The 21,009-nt window shown below is 64.4% G+C and carries 18 protein-coding genes, 1 tRNA gene and 1 pseudogene; 11 read left to right on the top strand and 9 right to left on the bottom strand.

From position 1 onward, the window contains the following. The 4 genes and pseudogenes from OZ411_RS02145 to dctP all read right to left on the bottom strand — a co-directional run. A pseudogene (locus OZ411_RS02145) lies at positions 1–299 on the bottom strand (IS110 family transposase); the annotation flags it as partial. Between the two features lie 178 nt (positions 300–477). Beyond that, a complete protein-coding gene (locus tag OZ411_RS02140) occupies positions 478–1,836 on the bottom strand; it encodes a TRAP transporter large permease (RefSeq protein WP_282526591.1) in 1,359 nt (452 codons plus the stop codon). Next, complete coding sequence (locus tag OZ411_RS02135) at positions 1,833–2,387, bottom strand: TRAP transporter small permease (protein ID WP_282526590.1); 555 nt, start codon at positions 2,385–2,387, stop codon at positions 1,833–1,835. Before OZ411_RS02135 ends, OZ411_RS02140 begins: the two co-directional genes overlap by 4 nt. Continuing rightward, positions 2,384–3,406 (bottom strand): TRAP transporter substrate-binding protein DctP, encoded by a 1,023-nt coding sequence (gene dctP, locus OZ411_RS02130; protein ID WP_282526589.1) that lies wholly within the window; start codon positions 3,404–3,406, stop codon positions 2,384–2,386. Before dctP ends, OZ411_RS02135 begins: the two co-directional genes overlap by 4 nt. A 322-nt stretch (positions 3,407–3,728) precedes the next feature. On the opposite strand from dctP, the gene OZ411_RS02125 reads away from it, so the two are divergent. Beyond that, complete coding sequence (locus tag OZ411_RS02125) at positions 3,729–3,974, top strand: pentapeptide MXKDX repeat protein (protein WP_130583056.1); 246 nt, start codon at positions 3,729–3,731, stop codon at positions 3,972–3,974. A gap of 179 nt (positions 3,975–4,153) precedes the next feature. Here OZ411_RS02125 and OZ411_RS02120 read toward each other — a convergent pair whose 3' ends face one another. Beyond that, complete coding sequence (locus OZ411_RS02120; protein WP_282526588.1) at positions 4,154–4,510, bottom strand: DUF6481 family protein; 357 nt, start codon at positions 4,508–4,510, stop codon at positions 4,154–4,156. A gap of 269 nt (positions 4,511–4,779) precedes the next feature. Further along, positions 4,780–4,995, bottom strand: a complete 216-nt coding sequence (locus OZ411_RS02115; protein WP_130580335.1) for a hypothetical protein — start codon at positions 4,993–4,995, stop codon at positions 4,780–4,782. 198 nt (positions 4,996–5,193) lie between these two features. On the opposite strand from OZ411_RS02115, the gene OZ411_RS02110 reads away from it, so the two are divergent. The 4 genes from OZ411_RS02110 (at position 5,194) to OZ411_RS02095 (ending at position 7,569) form a co-directional block, all read left to right on the top strand. Further along, a complete protein-coding gene (locus OZ411_RS02110) occupies positions 5,194–5,370 on the top strand; it encodes a hypothetical protein (protein WP_165421239.1) in 177 nt (58 codons plus the stop codon). 105 nt (positions 5,371–5,475) lie between these two features. Then, positions 5,476–5,709, top strand: coding sequence for a hypothetical protein (locus tag OZ411_RS02105; protein ID WP_130580336.1), 234 nt, complete (start codon positions 5,476–5,478; stop codon positions 5,707–5,709). A 181-nt stretch (positions 5,710–5,890) separates the two neighbouring features. Further along, positions 5,891–6,253, top strand: a complete 363-nt coding sequence (locus OZ411_RS02100; RefSeq protein WP_282526587.1) for a hypothetical protein — start codon at positions 5,891–5,893, stop codon at positions 6,251–6,253. A 194-nt stretch (positions 6,254–6,447) separates the two neighbouring features. Continuing rightward, positions 6,448–7,569, top strand: a complete 1,122-nt coding sequence (locus OZ411_RS02095) for a helix-turn-helix transcriptional regulator (RefSeq protein ID WP_282526586.1) — start codon at positions 6,448–6,450, stop codon at positions 7,567–7,569. A gap of 635 nt (positions 7,570–8,204) precedes the next feature. Here the strand turns inward: OZ411_RS02095 and OZ411_RS02090 are convergent. Together OZ411_RS02090 and OZ411_RS02085 are read right to left on the bottom strand one after the other, a co-directional pair. After that, positions 8,205–8,471 (bottom strand): hypothetical protein, encoded by a 267-nt coding sequence (locus OZ411_RS02090; protein WP_130580339.1) that lies wholly within the window; start codon positions 8,469–8,471, stop codon positions 8,205–8,207. A 329-nt stretch (positions 8,472–8,800) separates the two neighbouring features. Next, positions 8,801–9,139, bottom strand: a complete 339-nt coding sequence (locus OZ411_RS02085; RefSeq protein WP_282526585.1) for an H-NS histone family protein — start codon at positions 9,137–9,139, stop codon at positions 8,801–8,803. A gap of 255 nt (positions 9,140–9,394) precedes the next feature. Here OZ411_RS02085 and OZ411_RS02080 point away from each other — a divergent pair, with 255 nt between their 5' ends. Next, the gene (locus OZ411_RS02080; RefSeq protein ID WP_282526584.1) at positions 9,395–9,844 is read left to right on the top strand and encodes a low molecular weight phosphatase family protein; all 450 of its coding nucleotides are present in this window, start codon (positions 9,395–9,397) and stop codon (positions 9,842–9,844) included. 95 nt (positions 9,845–9,939) lie between these two features. Here OZ411_RS02080 and OZ411_RS02075 read toward each other — a convergent pair whose 3' ends face one another. Next, a complete protein-coding gene (locus OZ411_RS02075) occupies positions 9,940–10,143 on the bottom strand; it encodes a hypothetical protein (RefSeq protein ID WP_130580341.1) in 204 nt (67 codons plus the stop codon). Between the two features lie 302 nt (positions 10,144–10,445). On the opposite strand from OZ411_RS02075, the gene OZ411_RS02070 reads away from it, so the two are divergent. From OZ411_RS02070 to OZ411_RS02050, 5 genes are all read left to right on the top strand, one after another. Next, positions 10,446–10,522 (top strand) — tRNA-Arg (locus OZ411_RS02070). 241 nt (positions 10,523–10,763) lie between these two features. After that, positions 10,764–11,423 carry a hypothetical protein gene (locus OZ411_RS02065; protein WP_282526583.1) on the top strand — a complete coding sequence of 220 codons (660 nt, stop codon included), beginning with the start codon at positions 10,764–10,766 and terminating at the stop codon, positions 11,421–11,423. Between the two features lie 387 nt (positions 11,424–11,810). Next, positions 11,811–17,018: an alpha-2-macroglobulin gene (locus OZ411_RS02060; protein ID WP_282526582.1), complete on the top strand. Its 5,208-nt coding sequence runs from the start codon at positions 11,811–11,813 to the stop codon at positions 17,016–17,018. A 50-nt stretch (positions 17,019–17,068) separates the two neighbouring features. Next, the gene (pbpC, locus tag OZ411_RS02055; protein ID WP_282526600.1) at positions 17,069–19,114 is read left to right on the top strand and encodes a penicillin-binding protein 1C; all 2,046 of its coding nucleotides are present in this window, start codon (positions 17,069–17,071) and stop codon (positions 19,112–19,114) included. A 74-nt stretch (positions 19,115–19,188) separates the two neighbouring features. Then, the gene (locus OZ411_RS02050; protein WP_282526581.1) at positions 19,189–20,934 is read left to right on the top strand and encodes a glycosyltransferase family 39 protein; all 1,746 of its coding nucleotides are present in this window, start codon (positions 19,189–19,191) and stop codon (positions 20,932–20,934) included. Positions 20,935–21,009: the final 75 nt, after the last annotated feature.

Here is a 21,009-nt window from a genome sequence, read left to right as displayed (position 1 = left end):
ACGAAGTTCGTGATCCCAGCCGCTTCCAGCAGCCGGTGCAGCCAGAAGCCGTCATAGCCGGCCTCGTAGCAACTCACCACCCGCGGCGCCGCGCCAAGCTTCGACGTCGCCCGGGCCCTGACCTGCTCGATCAGCGCCAGCAGCCCGGCGTGATCGCCGCCTTCCAGCTTGTGGCGCGATATCCGGTCCCGATCCGGACTGTGCAGTGTCACCAGCCACGTCTTCTGACTGAGTTCGATCGCAACGAAAATCGTGCCACAATGGCCGGCGGTGGGCGTGCTCTTGGTCGATGCTTGCATCAGACTCTCCGATGGTTCGAGTGTGGAAACCCAAACCTACCGGAAAGGGCGCGCTCACCGCCCCATGGAATCTACAACTGACCGTCGTCATTGCGAGCGAAGCGAAGCAATCCATCTCGCCGCTTGCGTCCGTGGAAGCATTGGATTGCTTCGCTTCGCTCGCAATGACGGATGAGAGTTACCGCACCCCCTCCGGCCCCATCACGAGATCCGGCAGCCACGTCGAGATCCCCGGGAAGAAGCAGAGCAGCAACACCGCCAGCATCATTAGCAGCACGAACGGCAGCGTGCCCCAGATCACCTCGCTCAAGGGGATATCAGGCGCGACGTTGCGGATGACGAAGATGTTCAGCCCCACCGGTGGATGGATCAGGCCCATCTCCATCACGATGGTCATCACCACGCCGAACCAGATGATGTCGAAATTGGCGGCGCGGAGCGGCGGCAGGATGATCGGCGCGGTCATCAGGATGATCGAGACCGGCGGCAGGAAGAAGCCGAGCACGACGACCATGAGCAGGATCGCGACGAGCAATTCCCAGCGCGGCAAGTGCATCGCGACGATCGCCTCCGCGGCCGATTGCGAGATGTGCAGGTAGCTCATCACGTAGGAATAGAGCAGCGACATGCCGATGATCATCATCAGCATGGTCGACTCGCGGATGGTGGATTTCAGGATCGGCTCGAGGTCGCTCGGCTTCCAGACGCTATAGATCACCGCGATCAGCCCAAGCGCCAACAGTCCGCCGAGGCCGGCGGTCTCCGACGGCGTCGCATAGCCGCCATAGAGTGCGATCATCACGCCGGTCAAGAGCAGCACGAACGGCAGCACCCGCGGCAGCGCGTTGAAGCGGTCGGCCATCGTGAACTCGTCGCGCTGCAGGATTGCGGAGTCCGCACCGGTCGCGTCATAGGCGGCACGCGCGGCCGCATACTCTTTACGGAAACGGAACACCGCGTAGACGCCGAACAGCGTCACCAGCAAGAGGCCCGGCCCGATGCCGGCGAGGAACAGGCGTCCCAGCGATTTCTCCGCCGCGACCGCGAACAGGATCATGGTGATCGAGGGCGGCAGCAGGATGCCGAGCGTGCCGCCGGCGGCGATGATCCCTGCGGCAAAGCCGCCAGAATAGCCGCGCTTGCGCATCTCGGGAATGCCGGCCGAGCCGATCGCCGAGCAGGTCGCGGGCGAGGATCCCGCCATCGCTGCGAACAGCGCGCAGGCGAACACGTTGGCGACGCCAAGCCCGCCGGGCACGCGATGCAGCCAGGCGTGCAGGGCCGAATAGAGATCCTGGCCCGCGCGGGATTTGCCGATTGCCGCGCCCTTCAGGATGAACAGCGGGATCGACAGCAGCGTGATCGAGGCCATCTCCTCGTAGACGTTCTGCGTCACGGTATCGAGCGAGGCGGTCGGCATGTAGATCGCCATGAACACGACCGCGACCGCCCCCAAAGCAAATGCAATGGGCATGCCCGAGAACATCGCAAACAGGGTGGCAAGCCCGTAACTGATGCCGATGCCAAGCACAGTCATCGGCGTGCGCCACCGATCAGGGGAATGATGATCTGCAGCAGGAGCTGCAGGCACAGCAGCGTCATGCCAATCGCCATCAGCACGTAGGGAATCGCGAGCGGCGGCGACCACATCGAGTTCGAGACCTGGCCGTCGACATAGGCTTCATGCGCCAATGTCCAGGACTTCCACGCAAAGAAGGCGCAGAAGGCGAGGCTAGCGACATCGACCAGCCACAGCCTGATGCGATTGGCGAGCGGCGACAGCAGCCCGACAAAGGCTTCGATGCTGACATGGCCGCGCTGGGCCTGCACATAGGCGGCCGTCATGAAGGTCGCGCCGACCAGGAGGAACACCGCGGCCTCGTCCTGCCAATAGTTCGGGCTGTGAAACAAAGCGCGGCCGAGCACGCTGTAGCTCAGGATCACGCAAGCCGCGATCAGCGCGATGGACGCGAAGACGACGATGATGTTGTTGCAGATGCCAAGCCCGCGTGACAGCGCCGCCACGAGTACATTGCCCGTGACGGCGGTCTGGCGTTCGGCTTGATCCGCGACCGGACCATGCATCATGCGGCGACGTCGCTTGCGAGCTTCAACAGGTTGGCAGCCGTCGCGGTTTTAGCACCATAGTCCTTCCAGGCGGTATCGCGCGCAATGTCGCGCCACTTGTTGACGGTGGTTGCGTCAAGCGCGCTGACCTTTGCGCCGGCCTTCTCGTAGACCTTGGCGACCTCGACATCGTCGTCCTGCGCGCCCTTCTTGCCGAAGGCCTCGAGCTCGGCGCCGACGGCAAGGATGATGTCCTGCTGCTTCTTCGGCAGCTTGTCGAAGATCGCTTTCGACATCATCAGGGGCTCCAGCATGAACCAGTAGGAGGTGCCGGCGCCCGAGGTCAGCGATTTCGCGACTTCTTCCAGGCGGAACGAGATCAGGCTGGTGGAGGAGGTGATGCCGGCGTCGCAGGCGCCGGTCTGCATCGCCGCATAGAGCTCGTTGGAAGGCACCGACAGCACGGCCGCGCCGGCCGTCTGCAGCACCATGTCCATCTCGCGCGAGCCGCCGCGCACCTTCATGCCCTTGGCGTCCTCGGGCGCCACGATCGGCTTGGAGCGGCTGGCGACGCCGCCGGCCTGCCAGACCCAGGTCAGGAGGATGATGCCCTTGTCCGCCAGGAAGTTGGAGAGCGCCTTGCCGACCGGCTCCTTCCTCCAGCGCAGGCCCTGGTCGTAGGTCGTGACCAGGCCCGGCATCAGGCCGATATTGGTCTCCGGCAGTTCGCCGCCGGCATAGGGCATCGGGTAGAGGCTGATGTCGAGCGCGCCCTTGCGCATGGCCGAGAACTGCGCGTTGGTCTTGATCAGCGAGGAATTCGGATAGATTTCGGCTGATATCTCGCCGCCCGAGCGTTTCGCCACCTCGGCGGCGAACATCCGGCACAGCCGGTCGCGGAAATCGCCCTTGTCGATGGTCCCGCCGGGGAACTGGTGCGAGATTTTCAGCGTGGTCGCGGCATGGGCGGTACCGATGCCGAAGCGCAGGACCGCGGGCGCGGCAAGCGCCGAGGCAAAGAGGTGGCGGCGAGTGAGCATAAAGTTTCTCCCATTGGAAAGGCTGTTCTTGATTGGCGATAAGGCGGAACTTGAGGGCCGCATTTAGGCGAACTTTGCCAGAATTTTCTCTAGTCTGATAGTTTGAGGCGGCCCGGTGCGTTGGCGCCAAGCGTCACACCAGGGCGGGGTATTGCTGCACCGCACACTGCGGGCGATGGCTGCGAGTGCCTGATTTTCGGGCAACTCCGGTCCGCACGCCCCTTCAAGACTTTGTGAGGGGGTAACAAGGGCCGTTCCGGCCGCGTCGAGGTGAGAGCGGCAGACGTCGCTCCATGATCAACCCTCAGCAAGGATGACCACCATGACTTTCTCGACCCGTATCGGCCTCGGCGTCTCCGCCGCTCTCGTTGCCGTCAGCGTCGCGCTCTCGCCCGCAGCCTTTGCTCAGGACAAGATGGGCAAGGACGACGCCATGAAGAAAGACACGATGTCCAAGGATGCCATGTCCAAGGATGCCATGTCGAAGCATGACGGCATGAAGAAAAGCGACGGGATGATGAAGAAGGACGATGCGATGAAGAAAGACGACGGCATGAAGAAGAACTGATCGCCGTCTCGTCTTCACCGCGCGCGGCGCGCGGCGAGGGCACTATGCCAAGGTGCGTAGCCCGGGTGGCGCGGAACGCGCAACCCGGGACATTTTCATTAAGGTCTACGAGCGGTCCCGGGTTACGCTGACGCTCCACCCGGGCTACGAGGTCTCCGCTTCACCTCGCATGCGGCGAGTTACTTCTTTTTCTTGCCGCGTTCCTTGCGGGCGGCGTAGCGCGCGTCGCGCTTGGCCTTCTGTTCGGCCTCGATCGCGGCCTGCCGCGTGGCTTCCTCTTCCTTCTCGCGAGCGATTCGCGCCACTTCCGCGGCGGCAGCCTCTTGCTCGAGTCGCTGCTGCTCGGCCTTGGCCGCCTCGCGCGCAAGCCGAGCCTGCTCCCGGCCGGCCGCGATCGCCGCGCGCTCGGCGGCGCGCGCCTGCACCGTGGGATCATCGGGCCCGGGGCGGGTGCGGAATTTATCCAGAATGTTCTGCCGGGCCTGCTGCGCCGCCTTCTGGCGGTCGGAAAAGTTCGGTTCCTTGAAGCCGCTCATCTAGAGAGCCTTGTTATCTTCACTGCTGTTGGAGGGATGACGAAAATCGGGTTCGCGCAGCACATAAGTGAACCCAGCGCAAAATGCCAGCGTCCAATTGGCATGCCAAACAGGGGAGCCATCCGTAAGCGGCAAGTTGCTGAGATTAAAGCTGACGAGTGGCGCGGCAACCACATTCCTGGTCTACGAGATGCGCAGCAGAAGTGAGCCGGTGATTGCCATGGGCAATACGGTAATTTGCGTCGAACTGCCCTAAAATTCTAGCCGAGCTAGAAGTTGTCGCGCTGACGGGAGGTTCCCAGCACCCTGGCGACCGTCTGCGCCGTGATGGCCACGCGATCGGACGTCCGCTGCGCTTCGAGCTTGTCGCGGGCCCTCTCGCGGATCAGAAGCTCGATCAATTCGAGTCGCTTGCTCTCGTCGACCGCTTCCACCAGCAGTTTTTTGTATCGATGATAGTCGTAGCCCGTTTCTTGTTTACCCATGGCACGCTCCGCACACACGCGCTTCTTGGACGGCGCCTACTTCTTGAACAGCGCGTGGACGCGCGCAACGGATTTGCGACACTTATGCCCAGACTTTGCAGATTTGATCTGAAGTTGTTGTGATCACATGGGTACTTGCGAAGCAGCTACTGCAACCACGATCTCTTTCACAGTGACGGCCCGGGAACCGACACGATCATGACAGACCCGAGGGAAGGCGGCAGCCGCCGCGGCGCGATTGCCGGTCTCGTGATTGCGGCCGCCATGCTGGCAGCCGGCTTGTGGCTGGCGCGCGAACTGACTGCGGCGAGCAAGATGCAGGACTGTCTGATGTCCGGACGGACCAACTGCAACGTGATCCAGCCGGCGCAATAGGCCGCAGGGGCCAGCGCTAAAACGCCGCGGGCAATTGTGATGCCGATCACAGGGAGAGGGGCGACTCGGTCGTATGCTCCGCGCCAACTGAACAGGAACGATCGCATGATCCACCAACTCTATAGCCGCAAGGGACTAGCGCTGCTGGCCGTCATCGTGGTGATCGGTTTTGGCGTGGCGCTGCTTTCGGCCGGCAGCCTTTCTCAGGAGACGGTGGCGAGCGCGGCGCTCGGGCCGGGGTGGCAATGCAGCCGCATCGCCTTCGTCATGACGACCTGCACCAGGGATGCAAGGCCGGAGCGCGCACGTGCGCACGCGGAACAGCCGTCGCCCGGCTAGGCTCCCCGTCGACTGACAGGTCAGCGCGCTTCGAGTGTGACCGCGGCAACATAACCGCTGTCACCATCGCTGTACCCTGAGATTCGCGCGGACCCTCCGCGTTGGCGCGAGGCGGGCTTTCGTGGTCAAATGCCGCGCATTGCACGAAGCGCCCGGCGTTCGACACTATTGGAGTTTTCAGATGAAAAAGTTTTCCAGCCTTGCTGCGGCCACCGCGGCGCTCATGTTGATGTCCTATTCCAGCTACGCACTGGCTCAGACCGCCCCGGCGACCGGAACTGACACCGCCGCGCCGGCCGCGAACACGGCACCACCTGCCGCGACCACGGCGCCGGCCGCCACGACAACGCCAGCCGCCACCCAGCCGGATACGAATCCGTCCGCCACCGAGAAGGCTGCGCCCAAGAAGAAAAAGACCGCCGCAAAGAAACGGACGCGGCAGCAGGAGATTGAGCATTCGATCGACACCGGAACCGTACCGGCCCGCTACCGCAGCTCGGTGCCGAAGCAGTACCAGCAATATATTCCGTTCGATAAGCGGTGATCGGCGCCTCACGGGGCGGCGGAGCGCGATGGGTCGTCAGTGGTTGCGGTTACCCATGCAAAGGCCGTGCAAAGGCCGTGATCGTACGGACTTGCCCGTTATCGTTTCCTGACATCCAAATGTATTGTGCGGGGCATTCCAATCCTCGTGATTGATTGCCGCGCGTTCACTCGTCGTTCGGTTTGTCGGTTCCAATGTCGCATCACCTGCTGAAGGCCATCGACGCCATCTATCAATCCGCGGCGGAACCGTCGCATTGGCCGGTGGCCTTACAGAGCATTGCCGATTGCCTCGACGATGTCGGCGCTATCCTGCTCTATGGCAGGGACGACGGAAGTTTTGGCGCGATCCAGTCCGCCTCGCTCGATGTGATCGCGGAAGAATACATGCGCGAGTGGACTTTTCGGGATATCCGCGCGATCCGTGCGCGCGAGCGCGGCTATTTCTTCAATCGTGACGTCCTGACCGACCGCGACGTCGTCTCCGACGAGGACATCGCAACCGACCCCTTCTATTCCGTGCTGCTTCGGAAACACGGCCTGAAATATTTCGCCGCTGCAACGGTCTCGCCGGATGCGAAGATCGAGGTGGCGATGAGCATCCAGCGCGCGAGCGGCAAGCCCGCCTATAGCGACGCCGAGCTTGATCTCGTGGCCCAGCTCGGCCGCCACGTCGAGCGGTCGCTTCGCCTTGGTATCCGCCTGATGGACTCCGAACTGAGCAAGCTTGGCCTCGGCGCAGCGCTGGCGAGGTTGGGAACCGGGGTCTTTGTGCTCGATTCGGTCGGCCGCGTGATCTTCTCCAACCCGAAGGCGGAGTCGCTGCTCGGGGATGGTCTCGAGATCGTGGAGGAGAAGCTTGCCGCGGGATCGTTCGCGCTGAATTCGCCGGCCTCCGCGGCCATGAAACGTCTCGCGGCGTACCGCCCCGAGGATGTTCTGGCTGGCGAAAAGCCGATCATCGTGCACCGGCGGACGTCGGGACGGCCGCTTGCGCTCTATGTCCTGCCGGTCTCGATGGCGGCCAACAGCATCAACCAGTTCCTGACCCAGGCCAGGCTGCTTATCCTCGTCGTCGACCCCGACAACAGCAGCCCACCGGACCCCTCGCTGATCCGCGATGTGCTCGGCCTGACGTTGGGCGAGGCGAGGGTGACGGCGCTGGTCGGCACCGGCCAGTCGCCGCGCGACGCCGCCGACAAGCTCGGCATCACCGAGGAGAGCGCCCGGACCATCCTCAAGCGCGTATTCTCCAAGGTGGGCGTGTCGCGGCAGGGCGAACTGGCGGCACTATTGGCGCGGCTGGTACTCAGATAGTTCGGTTGCCGGCGCAAGACTCGGCAGACCGGCCATATCGCCCTCGAACGCCAGAGAAAATCATCGGACAGTTCCCATTTGGGGAATGTCGGCGCGCCCGCGACCGGTGAAGAGATCAGGTTGACCGACGGTCGGGTGAGGCGGGCGCCAGCAACACCTCACCTCCGACGATCGCAACGAGACCAAGTTTTGGGAATTGGCGCGCCCGGGTTTTGCTCGGGGCGTGGTTGGCGGGGCCAAACCACGCGGCGGCATTGATCTTCGCCGCTCGCGTCAGCTCTGCCCCAATTTCGGCCATTGTTCCAAGGCCGCGAACGGCGGCGAATTTCACCGGCAGGACATTCCGGCTTCCATCTCGCCCCAGAAGCCGCACTGCGTGGCGGGCCTTGCGTGCAGTTCGTTCCTGAGTACGAGCAGGCAGGCCCCCACCAGAAGGGCGGCCGAGAGTGTGACAAGCAGTTTTCGCATCGAGTTCCAGTGAATCGCGGACGGGAATCTGCGAGCCGCCTTAAGGCATGCCGGCGATGGCAGCAAGGCGCTGGGCGCAAACCTGCCCGTCTCTCCCTCTGGCCGCCCCATAACCGGCGGCCCGCCTTTCACCCGGTTGCGGGTGGGGGGCGTGAAACAGGGGGTAGCTACGCCATCGACGTCAGTTGGCCCAAGCGGTCGCTCAGCGCCCGGATGGTCGATTTGAGATTGTCCCGGCGCGTCGAAAGCGTTTTGGCGAGCAGCGGATATCGCGGGTCCGCAGCGTTGCTGACCCTTCCGGTGGCTTCCTCCGTCGCGATATCGCAATCGAGGATCCGGACAGACCTTTGCAGATCCTCGAGCATTGTCTGGATGACGAGGACGTCACGTAACGCGGTGATGCTGGAATTCCCAGTCTGAGACGCGGCACCCATGGGCATTGCTCCCGCTTGATCCAACTCGGTGCAGCCCCGTCGGGGGCTGCAGTGTCGGAGCAGCGATTAGCAAGACCTTTGCCAAATTCGGCAACCAGGGATTAACCATGCCAAGGCGCCTCCCGCGTGCCTCTCCAACGGTCGCGCGAGCCGCAGAGCGTTGCCCCGGAAGATGTCTTTGCCCGAGCGCGCATCTCATCAAACGGCCCCAGGTGCGCTGGGGCCGCCAACCTTGGAGGTTTTCCTCCGGCCGGTGGGGGTAGGGGGCGTTCGACCGGAAGCTGGGATTCGACGCAACTCCCGCGGTTTCGTTCCTCGGCACGCGGACACTACGTGCTGATGCGCGCCAGGCGGACGGCGATCCGGCTCTTTTTCCGCACCTTGATTTTGAAATCGTCGATCCGTTTTCCCAACCTTAGCTGCGCGACCAGCCACCGCGGCTTCTTGCCTCGACCAGCCCAGGTTTCTGATGGCTGATCAGGATTGCGGTACTTGGGCTGTATCTCCGGATATGGCCGGCGCGCCGAAGTCGGAGTCCGCAGCTTCTTCAGACGATCTTCCAACTGCGCCTTCATCGACTGAATCTTCTGTCGCAGGACGTCAGCGAGTTCGACACGCAACGTCCACAGGCGGTCAGAACTCATCCGCTTGAGTTCGGTTCGTCTCATGACATGACTCCATCACGATCCCAACCTTATAATGATCGCTCATTATCCACCCGCATCCCGCCGGGTACGCTGCGACAAAACGTGCCTCAACAATGACGAATCCGTGTAAGGGTGCATCATCGTCTGCAAGATGATTTGATGATCAAATTCGCACCTTGCGAACCGCTCTGCAGCCGTCGCGCAATTGCGCAACAAAGCGACCATCGATATCAATCGGTGTAGCGGCGCCCTCTCTCAGCTCATGATTCTTTCGCGATGGCTCATCATCTGTTGTTCCTGTGCACAGGCAATTATTACCGCAGCCGGTTTGCAGAAGAGCTATTCAATCACCGCGCAGGGCTGGCCGACTTGAACTGGCGCGCCTTCTCGAAAGGGGCCGCGGAAAGGGGATCGCCCGACAATGTCGGCCCAATGTCGCCTTTCGCTCTCGATGGTCTCCAGGCCAGGGGCGTCCGGCCGGTCGGAAACTTGCGGTACCCTCAACCCTGTACCCTGCCTGACCTGGAGAGCGCGGATCTCATCATCGCGCTGAAGGAAGCAGAGCATCGGCCGCTCATCGAACGGCGTTTTCCGGAGATGGCGGACAGGGTGAGATACTGGCATGTGGACGACGTGGACGTCGCCAAGCCTGCCATTGCCTTGGCCTTGATCGACCACCTCGTCGCAGATCTATTGGGCTCGCTTTCGGACGCGCGTGTGTCCTGAACGGCGCGGATCGTCTTCATCGTCAGGCGTAGCGCAGCCGTCGTCGAAGGCAGCCAAACGGAGATCGATCGGCCGGCCGTCGTGGGTGTGGAAGACTAGTGCGCGGTCCGCCTGGCCTTGGTCGCCTTCTGCTGCCGGTAAGCCTTGAATTGAGTCAGTATCTGCTGCGGATTCAGCTTTTCCGCTTGCCTGACCTGCTCTCTCAACCATTCCAACTCGGCGAGCTGTTCGAGTAGATCGGGTGAAAATAGCTCTAATAGTGATCGTTGGTTCCTGGAAATCCGGAGCTTCTGCCGCAATTACGCAACTCCCATACGCACGCGTGCATTCTCTGGATACCTTCTACGCTGAGCTGTGATCGCGATATATCCGGGAAACCACTGCCACTACTTAAGGCTGAGATTCCGCGTTGCAGCGACCGGATGTTTTCGAAGCGACCGGGCATTCCGGGCTCGGGAGGCCCCTGTTGGACTTGAAGAGGCCAGGGGCCTGGTCGGGACCCCAGCCTTATGTTTTTATTGTTATTTTGCACTCTGCCATGCTGGCGACAGGCCCATGATTATACTATTGAAAGGCTTGATGGCCGATACCGCGCCAAGACGGTCCCATAGCTCAACTGGATAGAGTAGCGGATTTCTACTCCGCGGGTTGCAGGTTCGAATCCTGCTGGGATCGCCATTCGCCGAATCACCCCTTGCCATCTTCCGCACCGCCACAGTCCAGGCAGGGCGGGCCTCGCAATCCCCGGGATGCAACCGCCCAGGGCAAGCCGGCAACGCCAACCGAATTGAGCGTCGGCGCAATCTCCCTCGCGCAGTGAGGGGCGCGACCGTAATTCGCACCCGGTCGAATTGTTTCCAAATGTTTCTGACAGTAGGGAGGTGGGCACTGCCGAGAAAAGCTTGGACGGGAGGCGTCGATGACCTTGATGCAGAGAGTAAAACGCAAGCTGTTCCCGCCTCGCGAAGTCATCGAGGGCTATGAGAGCGAGGAGTTGGTCGAGACGATCTTCCAGAAGACCATCGCTTACGATCCTACCGGCGACTGGCCGCTGGTGGCCGGGATCAAGTCAGTGCTCGATTTCGGAGGCGGCGCCGGCCTGCATTACAAGCTTGCCCGCAAGCAGGCGCCGGACATCCGCTGGGCGGTGGTGGAAACGCCGGCCATGGCGCGCCGCGCGCGTCAGTTGGCGACCAATCGGCTGATGTTCTTCAGCGATATCAGCGAAGCCGCTGACTGGCTCGGAGAGATCGAGCTGATGCACTCGAACGGCGCCATCCAATACGTCCCGGAAGCAATCGAAACCATCAGGGCCTTGTGCGCCACGCGGCCGGCGGCGATGGCGTGGTATCGCGTGCCGATCAGCGACGCCAATGCCAAGGCAGAGGTGCAGACATCCTTCCTCAGCGACAACGGACCGGGAGCGCTGCCGACGTCGAAGGACAAGCTCGTCAGGTACGCGAGGAACTGGATTCCGGCGCAAGCCTTCCTCGCTGCGCACCAGGGCTATCGCGTCGCCGAGCGCAGCCCGGATCCGCGCGAGCACGGCACGCAGCAGTTCCGCTTCCTTCGACATTAGATCATGATCCGATTAGACAGAATCGGATCATGATCTAATCTCTTTGTTTGAGCATGATCGTTTCGGAAAACCGGTTTCCACTTTTCCGGATCATGCTCCAAGGCTGGGCGGCCGCCCAGCCTGCCGATGCGAAAGATCCGATTTTTCGGCGACCCGATCCGAACCATTTTCTGATATCGGGCGACAAAGGCGTGCGGGTGGAGCGCGGGTTGCGGTCCACGGTCACCGCCTGCCGCGCCGGCGCTCCGCCGGCCGGGGATAATGACTGGTTTGGCAATGCCTGTTTGCGACTCCTTCGCTACGTTGTTTCCGCGCCATCAGTCTGTCACCTTTTCGCGCCCTTTTATTCGTCACGCGGCATTCGGCTGCCGCCCCGGGAGATCCGTCATGATTGGTTTGGTTCGTGTCGCAGCTTTTTGCGCAGCGCTGGCGCTTGGCCTCGCGACGGCGCAGGCGGCTGACAAGGCGTTCAAGCGCGACGACCTCGCCGATTCCGCGATCAAGCTGGAGGCGCAGATCAAGAGCGAGGCGGGGCCGGTCGCCAAGAGCACGGCGACGCTGAAGACCGATGCGGATGCCGCTTTCAGGCGCGCCGATTTCCGCACGGGCCTGCAGATCCTCGGCCAGATCGCCGCCACCACGCCGGAGGACAGCGGCAACTGGCTGCGGCTTGCCCGCACCATCTTCCAGATCCGCACGTCGACCTCGAGCGAGCAGACCTTCCTGCTCGAGCGCGCCTCGACCGCCGCCTATATCGCCTATCAGCGTGCCGGCAACCAGGCGGAGGAGGCCGATGCGCTGGCCGTGCTCGGCCGGGCGTTCTCGGAGCGCAAATTGTGGCGGCCGGCGCTCGATGCGCTCCGGATGTCGCTCGACATGCGCGAGGTCGCCGAAGTCCGCGGCCAGTATGAGAAGATGCGCGACGAGCATGGCTTCCGGCTGCTCGACTACAGCGTGGATTCCGATGGCGCCACGCCGCGCGCCTGCTTCCAGTTCTCCGAGGAATTGGCCAAGCGCGTCGATTTCGCGCCGTTCGTGGCGCTTGCCGGCGCCGACAAGCCGGCGCTCACCACCGAAGGCAAGCAGCTCTGTGTCGATGGGCTGAAGCATGGCGAGCGCTACAACATCAACCTGCGCGCCGGCCTGCCGTCGACCGTGAAGGAAGTGCTGCCGAAGTCGGCGGAGTTCAACATCTATGTCCGCGACCGCAAGCCGTTCGTGCGCTTCACCGGCCGCGCCTATGTGCTGCCGCGCACCGGCCAGCGCGGCATCCCGGTGGTCAGCGTCAACACGCCGGCCGTGACCATCAACGTGTTCCGGATCGGCGACCGCAACCTGATCAACACGGTGATCGATAGCGACTTCCAGCGCACGCTGAGCAGCTACCAGCTCTCTGACCTCGGCGACCAGCGCGGGATGAAGGTCTGGTCCGGCGAACTCGCGACTGCTGCTACCCTGAACCAGGACGTCGCCACTGCGTTCCCGGTCGACCAGGCGCTCGGCGACCTGCAGCCCGGCGTCTACGTCATGACCGCCGCCGCCAAGGGGCCGAGCAGCGACGATGACGGCACGCTGGCGACGCAATGGTTCATCGTCTCCGACATGGGACTGACCGCGTTCTCCGGCAATGACGGTATCCATGTCTTCGTCAATTCGCTGGCGTCCACCGAGCCGGTCGCCAAAGCCGAAGTGAAGCTGGTCGCCCGCAACAACGAGATCCTGGCCAGCCGCAAGACCGACGAGACTGGCCATGTGCTGTTCGAGGCTGGGCTGGCGCGCGGCGAGGGCGGCCTGTCGCCGGCGCTGCTGACCGTGATGAGCGAGAAGGCGGACTATGCCTTCCTGAGCCTCAAGTCCAACGCCTTCGACCTGACCGACCGTGGCGTCGCGGGACGCGCGGTGCCCGCGGGCGCCGATGCCTTCGTCTTTGCCGAGCGCGGCGTCTACCGTTCCAACGAGACCGTCTATCTGACCGCGCTGCTGCGGGACGGGCAGGGCAACGCCATGACCGGCGGCCCGCTGACGCTGGTGATCGAGCGTCCCGACGGCGTCGAATTCCGCCGCGCCGTGCTGCCCGACCAGGGCGCCGGTGGCCGCTCCATGGCCGTCGCGCTCAATTCGGCGGTGCCGACCGGCACTTGGCGGGTGCGCGCCTTCACCGATCCGAAGGGCGCGTCCGTCGGCGAGACCACCTTCATGGTCGAGGACTACATCCCCGAACGGATCGAATTCGATCTGACCGCCAAGGACAAGGTCATCAAAGCTGAAGTTCCAGTGGAACTTAAGGTCGACGGGCATTTCCTTTACGGCGCACCGGCTTCCGGGCTGCAGCTCGAAGGCGACATGCTGGTGACGACGGCAGCCTCGGGACGTCCCGGCTATCCAGGCTACCAGTTCGGCGTCGCCGACGAGCAGAGCGTCAGCAATGAGCGCACCCCGATCGAGAACCTGCCGGAGTCGGACGCCAAGGGCGCGGCCGTCTTCCCGGTGAAGCTGGAGAAGGCGCCGAGCTCGACCCGGCCGCAGGAAGCGCAGATCTTCGTTCGCATGGCCGAGACCGGCGGCCGCTCGGTCGAGCGGAAGATCGTGCTCCCCGTGGCGCCGGCAAGCTCGCTGATCGGCCTCAAGCCGCTGTTCGGCGACAAGAGCGTGGCGGAGGGCGACAAGGCCGAGTTCGACGTCGTGTTCGTCGATCCCGACAGCAAGCAGCTCGCGCGCAACGGTCTGCGCTACGAACTCCTGAAGATCGAGTCGCGCTACCAATGGTATCGCCAGGGCTCGTCCTGGGACTATGAACCGGTCAAGTCGACGAGCCGCGTCGCCGATGGCGATGTCAATCTCGCTGCCGACAAGCCGTCGCGGCTGTCGTTCGCGCCGCAGCCGGGCCGATATCGCCTCGACGTCAAGTCGAACGATGCCGACGGCCCGCTGACCTCGGTGCAGTTCGATGTCGGCTGGTATTCTGACGGCAGCGCCGACACACCGGACCTCCTGGAAACCTCGATCGACAAGCCGGAATACCAGTCCGGCGACACCATGCTGGTCACCGTCAACGCCCGCTCGGCGGGGCGGCTGACCGTCAACGTGCTCGGCGATCGCCTGCTGACGACGCAGACCGCTGACGTCAAGGAAGGCACCCAGCAGGTCAGGCTCACTGTCGGCAAGGATTGGGGCACCGGCGCCTATGTGATGACGACCTTGCGCCGTCCGCTCGATACGGCCGCGCAGCGCATGCCGGGTCGTGCGATCGGCCTGAAATGGTTTGGCATCGACAAGAAGGCCCGCACGCTCGCGGTGACGCTCTCGCCGCCTCCGCTGGTCCGGCCGGGCTCGGCGTTGAAGATTCCGGTCAAGCTCGACGGACTCAATCCCGGCGAAGACGCGAAGGTCGTGGTGGCCGCCGTCGATGTGGGCATCCTCAACCTCACCAATTACAAGCCGCCGGCGCCTGACGATTACTATCTCGGCCAGCGCCGCCTCACGGCCGAAATCCGCGACCTCTACGGCCAGCTCATTGACGGCATGCAGGGCACGCGCGGCCAGATCAGGACCGGCGGCGATTCCGGCGGCGCCGAATTGCAGGGCTCGCCGCCCACGCAGAAACCGCTCGCGCTCTATTCCGGCATCGTCACCGTCGGCGCCGACGGCACCGCCGAGATCAGCTTCGACATCCCGGAATTCGCCGGCACCGCGCGGGTGATGGCGGTTGCGTGGAGCGCCACCAAGCTCGGCCGCGCCACCACCGATGTCACCGTGCGCGATTCCGTGGTGCTGACCGCGACTTTGCCGCGCTTCCTGCTCAATGGCGACCGCGGCACCATGAGCATGGATATCGACAATGTCGAGGGCGCGCCCGGCGACTACATCATCAACGTGAAGGCGTCCGGCCCGGTGAAGCTCTCGGGCAATCCCGCCACCACGGTGAGGCTCGCCGCCAAGCAGCGCACCTCGTTGTCGCTGGCACTCGATGCCGGCGGCGCCGGCGCCGGCAATCTCGACGTCGACATCACGGGCCCGAATGGCCTGACGCTGGCGCGCCATTACGCGCTCGATGTCAAGCCGGCGACGCAGGTGCTGGCACGCCGTTCCGTTCGCACGCTGGCCAAGGGCGACAGCCTGACGCTGACGTCGGACATGTTCACCGACCTCGTGCAGGGCACCGGCGGCGTGTCGGTGTCGGCGAGCCTGTCGACTGCGCTCGACGCCGCCACGATCCTCAAGGCGCTCGACCGCTACCCGTACGGCTGCTCGGAGCAGATCACGAGCCGCGCGATGCCGCTGCTCTATGTCAACGATCTCGCCGCCGGGGCGCATCTGGCGATGGACACCGCGGTCGACCAGCGCATCAAGGACGCGATCGAGCGTCTGCTCGCCCGCCAAGGCTCGAACGGCTCGTTCGGCCTGTGGTCGGCCGGCGGCGACGACGCCTGGCTCGATGCGTATGTCACCGACTTCCTGACCCGCGCCCGCGAGAAGGGCTTTGTGGTGCCGGACGTGCTGTTCAAGAGCGCGCTCGACCGCATCCGCAACGCCGTCGTCAATGCCAACGAGCCGGAGAAGGACGGTGGCCGCGATCTCGCCTACGGCCTCTACGTGCTCGCCCGCAATGGCACGGCCCCGATCGGCGACCTGCGCTACCTCGCGGACACCAAGCTGAACAACCTCGCGACTCCGATCGCGAAATCGCAGCTCGCAGCCGCGCTGGCGCTGGTCGGCGACCGGGCGAGGGCGGAGCGGGTCTATGCCGCCGCGCTCGACTCGCTCAACCCAAAGCCCGTGCTCGAGTTCGGCCGCACCGATTACGGTTCGGCGCTGCGCGATGCCGCCGCACTGGTCTCGCTCGCCGGTGACGGCAATGCGCCGCGTGCGACCATGATCGGCGCCGTCGAGCGCGTCGAGGCGGCGCGGGGGCTGACGCCTTACACCTCGACCCAGGAAAACGCCTGGCTGGTGCTGGCCGCGCGCGCGCTTGCCAAGGAAACGCTGAGCCTCGACGTCGACGGACAGCCGGTCAAGACCGCGGTGTTCCGCAGCTACAAGGCGGAGGCGATGGCCGGCAAGCCGATCAAGATCACCAACACCGGCGAGGCGCCGGTGCAGGTCGTGGTCTCCGTGTCGGGCTCGCCGGTGACGCCGGAGCCGGCCGCTTCCAACGGCTTCAAGATCGAGCGCAATTATTTCACGCTCGACGGCAAGCCGGCCGATGTCAGCAAGGCGAAGCAGAACGACCGTTTCGCCGTGGTGCTGAAGATCACCGAGGCCAAGCCGGAATACGGGCACATCATCGTGTCGGACTATCTGCCGGCCGGCCTCGAGATCGACAACCCGCACCTCGTGTCCTCCGGAGACTCCGGCACGCTCGACTGGATCGAGGACGGCGAGGAGCCCAAGCATACCGAGTTCCGCGACGACCGCTTCACCGCGGCGATCGACCGCGCCACCGACGCCAAGTCGGTGTTCACGGTCGCCTATGTCGTGCGTGCGGTCTCGCCGGGCAAATACGTGCTGCCGCAGGCCTATGTCGAGGACATGTACAATCCCTCGCGCTACGGCCGCACCGGCACCGGCACGGTCGAGGTGCGGTCGGCGAAATGAGTGGGATGGCGAACAAGCCGCGCTGGCGATGGATCAGGAAGGCGGTCGTGATGGCGACCGTCGCCGTTCTGATCTTGACGGGCGCCTTCACCGCCTGGGCCATCTCACTCGGCCCATTGCCGCTTGCAGATGCGCGAAAGCTCTCCACCACCATCGTCGACCGCAATGGAAAATTGCTGCGCGCCTACGCGATGGCGGACGGCCGCTGGCGGCTGCCGGTTGACGCGAAGACATCAGTCGATCCGACCTATCTGAAGCTGTTGCTCGGCTACGAAGACCGGCGCTTCTATTCCCATCGCGGCGTCGATCCGCTGGCGCTGTCGCGCGCCGCGTTGCAGCTCGTCACCTCCGGCCACATCGTCTCGGGCGGCTCGACCATCACGATGCAGCTCGCGCGGCTGATGGAGCCGCGGCGCGAGCGCTCGCTCTACGCAAAACTGCGCCAGATCGTGCGCGCAGTGGAGATCGAACAGCAGCTCGACAAGGACGAGATCCTCAACCTCTATCTCGCGCTGGCGCCGTTCGGCGGCAATCTCGAAGGTGTGCGCGCGGCATCGATCGCCTATTTTGGCAAGGAGCCGAAGCGGCTGACATTGGCGGAGGCGGCGCTCTTGGTCGCGCTGCCGCAATCGCCGGAGCGGCGACGGCTCGACCGCTATCCGCAGGCCGCGCGCGAGGGGCGCGACCGCGTGCTCGATCGCATGGTGGAGGAGGGCGTGCTGTCGGCGGAAGACGCCGCGCAGGCCAAATCGGAAGCCGTGCCGAAATATCGCAAGCCGATGCCGATCCTGGCGCCGCATTCGGCCGACCAGGCGCTTGCGACGATGAAGGATGCGCGCCTCATCCGATTGACGCTCGATGCCACGCTGCAGAAGAATCTCGAATCTCTCGCCCGCGATCGTGCCATCGCGCAAGGCCCGAACGTCTCGGTCGCGATCATCGCAGTCGACAATGAAAGCGGCGACATCCTCGCCCGCGTCGGTTCGCCCGATTATTTCGACGAGCGCCGGGCAGGGCAGGTCGACATGACGCGCGCGGTGCGCTCGCCCGGCTCGACGCTGAAGCCGTTCATCTATGGCCTCGCTTTCGAGGACGGTTTTGTGCACCCCGAGAGCCTGATCGACGACCGCCCGATCCGCTTCGGCTCCTACGCGCCCGAGAATTTCGACATGACCTTCCAGGGCACCGTGCCGGTGCGCAAGGCGCTGCAATTGTCGCTCAACGTGCCCGCGATCGCGCTGCTCGACCGCGTCGGCGCGAGCCGCTTGTCGTCGCGCCTGAAGCAGGCGGGCACCAGCCTCGTGCTGCCGAAAGACGAAGTGCCAGGACTGGCGATGGGGCTCGGCGGTGTCGGCATCACCTTGCAGGATCTGGCGCAGCTCTATGCCGGCTTCCCCCGGCTCGGCACCACCAAGCCGCTCCGCGAGATCATGCTTGATCAAGACGAGCGCGAGCCGATGCGGCTGATGGACCAGGTTGCCGCCTGGCAGGTCGGCAATGTCCTGATCGGCACGCCGCCGCCGGAAAACGGCGTGCACAACCGGATCGCCTTCAAGACTGGCACCAGCTACGGCTACCGCGATGCCTGGTCGGTCGGTTTCGATGGCCGCATTACCATCGGCGTCTGGGTCGGCCGTCCCGACGGCGCGCCGGTGCCGGGGCTGATCGGGCGCGGCGCGGCGGCGCCGATCCTGTTCGACGCCTTCGCGCGGACCGGCAGGATTCCGGCGGCGCTGCCGAAGGCGCCGAAGGGAACGCTGGTCGCCAGCAACACCAGGCTGCCGCTGCCGCTCCGCCGTTTCCGTCCCATGGGGGAACTCGTGCGCGCGGGCAGCGATCAGGCGCCGCACATCCAGTTCCCGATCAACGGCTCGCGCATCGATGTCGATCGCGCTGTAGGCGGCGAGGTCACGCCGATGCCGGTCAAGGTCGCCGGCGGTGTCCTGCCGTTAACCATGCTGGTCAATGGGGTCGCGGTTGGCGATCTCGATAGCCGTCGCCAGCGCCTGATCGAGCCACCGGGCCCCGGCTTTGCCCGATTGACCGTGATCGACGCGACCGGAGCCGCCGATACGGTGGTCATCCGGGTGCAGTGACCCAGAGCCCACACAGGGGACAAAACGGAACCTGTGCGGTTGTTTGGCCTACGGTTTCATCGTATGCGAAGCCCATGGTTGAGACCGTCAATGTCAGGCGTTTCGGAGCAGGGCAACAGCCTGTAAAACCTGCGCATTCCAGCCGCAGGCTGGCGCTCGCATTCGAGTTTGCGACCGCCAATCACCGGCGCTCGGTTCTGTTCCTGGTGCTGTGCTGCCTGGTCCTGTTCCTGCCCGGCTTCTTCGCGACGCCGCCGATCGACCGCGACGAGGCGCGCTTTGCCCAGGCGACCAAGCAAATGGTCGAGAGCGGCGATTTCGTCGACATCCGGTTCCAGGACGACGTCCGCTACAAGAAGCCGGTCGGCATCTACTGGTTGCAGGCCGCAGTCGTTGAAACGGCGTCCGCCCTCGGCATGCCGCGGGCGCAGACACGGATCTGGCTCTACCGGGTGCCGTCACTGATCGGCGCGATCGGCGCCGTGCTTCTGACCTACTGGACCGCGCTTGCCTTCGTCACCCGGCGCGGCGCGGCATTGGCGGCGCTGATGATGGCGAGCTGCGTGCTGCTCGGCGCCGAGGCGCGTCTGGCGAAGACCGATGCGATGCTGCTGCTATCAGTCACCGCCGCGATGGGGGCTTTGGCACGGGTGTATCTGTCCTGGCAGCGCGGCGAGGATCCCGCGCATCCGCCGTGGTCGGGGCCTGTGATCTTCTGGACTGCGCTGGCCGGCGGCATCCTGCTGAAGGGGCCGCTGATCCTGATGTTCGTCGGGCTCGCCATCGTGGCTCTGGCGATCCTCGACCGCTCGCTGGAGTGGTTCTCCCGCATGCGCCCGGTCTGGGGCCTGATGTGGTGCCTTGTGCTGGTGCTGCCGTGGTTCGTCCTGATCTTCCTGCGCGCCGGCGAAACTTTCTTCGCCGATTCCGTCGGCGGCGACATGCTGAGCAAGCTCGGCGCGCAGGAATCCCACGGCGCGCCGCCCGGGCTCTATCTCGTCCTGTTCTGGATCACGTTCTGGCCGGGTGCGCCGCTGGCAGGTATGGCGGCACCGGCGGTGTGGCGGGCGCGACGCGAGCCCGGCGCGCAGTTTCTGCTGGCCTGGCTGATCCCGTCCTGGATCGTGTTCGAGGCGGTGCTCACCAAGCTGCCGCATTACGTGCTGCCGCTCTATCCCGCGATCGCGATCCTGACCGTCGGTGCGCTGGAACGGCGCGTGCTGTCGCGCTCCGTCTGGCTGATCCGCGGCTCGGCCTGGTGGTTCGCGATCCCCGCGATCGCTGCCGTGATTGCGGTCGCCGGTGCGATCAAGCTGACCCATCAGCCCGCGTTCCCAGCCTGGCCGTTCCTGGCGGGTGCGATGATCTTCGGCCTGGCCGCCTGGTGGATGTTCGAGGACAGCCGCGCCGAGCGCTCGTTCCTGAATGCGGTGACCGCGGCGATGCTGCTTGCGATCGCCATCTATGGCCTGGTGGTGCCGTCGTTGAAGCCGCTGTTTCCGAGCGGCGAGGTCGGGTACCTCCTGCGCTACGCCAATTGCCCGGGTCCGAAGCTGGCCTCGGCCGGCTACCACGAGCCGAGCCTGGTGTTCTCGACCGACACCTCGATCGTCCTGACCGACGGTTCGGGTGCCGCGGATTTCCTGGCGCAGGGCGCATGCCGGTTTGCGCTGGTGGAGGCGCGTTCCGAGCGCAATTTCGTGCAGCGGGCGGAAGCGATCGGTTTACGCTACAACGCGGCGATGCGCATCGATGGCTATAATATCTCGCAGGGCAGGCCGATCTCCATCGGCATCTACCGTTCCGAGGACGTGCAGTAGAGCATGATCCGGAAAAGTGGGAACCGGTTTTCCGAACAGATCATGCTCCAGCGAAGAGATAGCATCATGATCCGA

Origin of the sequence: Bradyrhizobium sp. Arg237L, assembly GCF_029990105.1 — a bacterium.
Lineage (GTDB): Bacteria > Pseudomonadota > Alphaproteobacteria > Rhizobiales > Xanthobacteraceae > Bradyrhizobium.
This window is presented reverse-complemented; position numbering and strand designations above follow the sequence as displayed.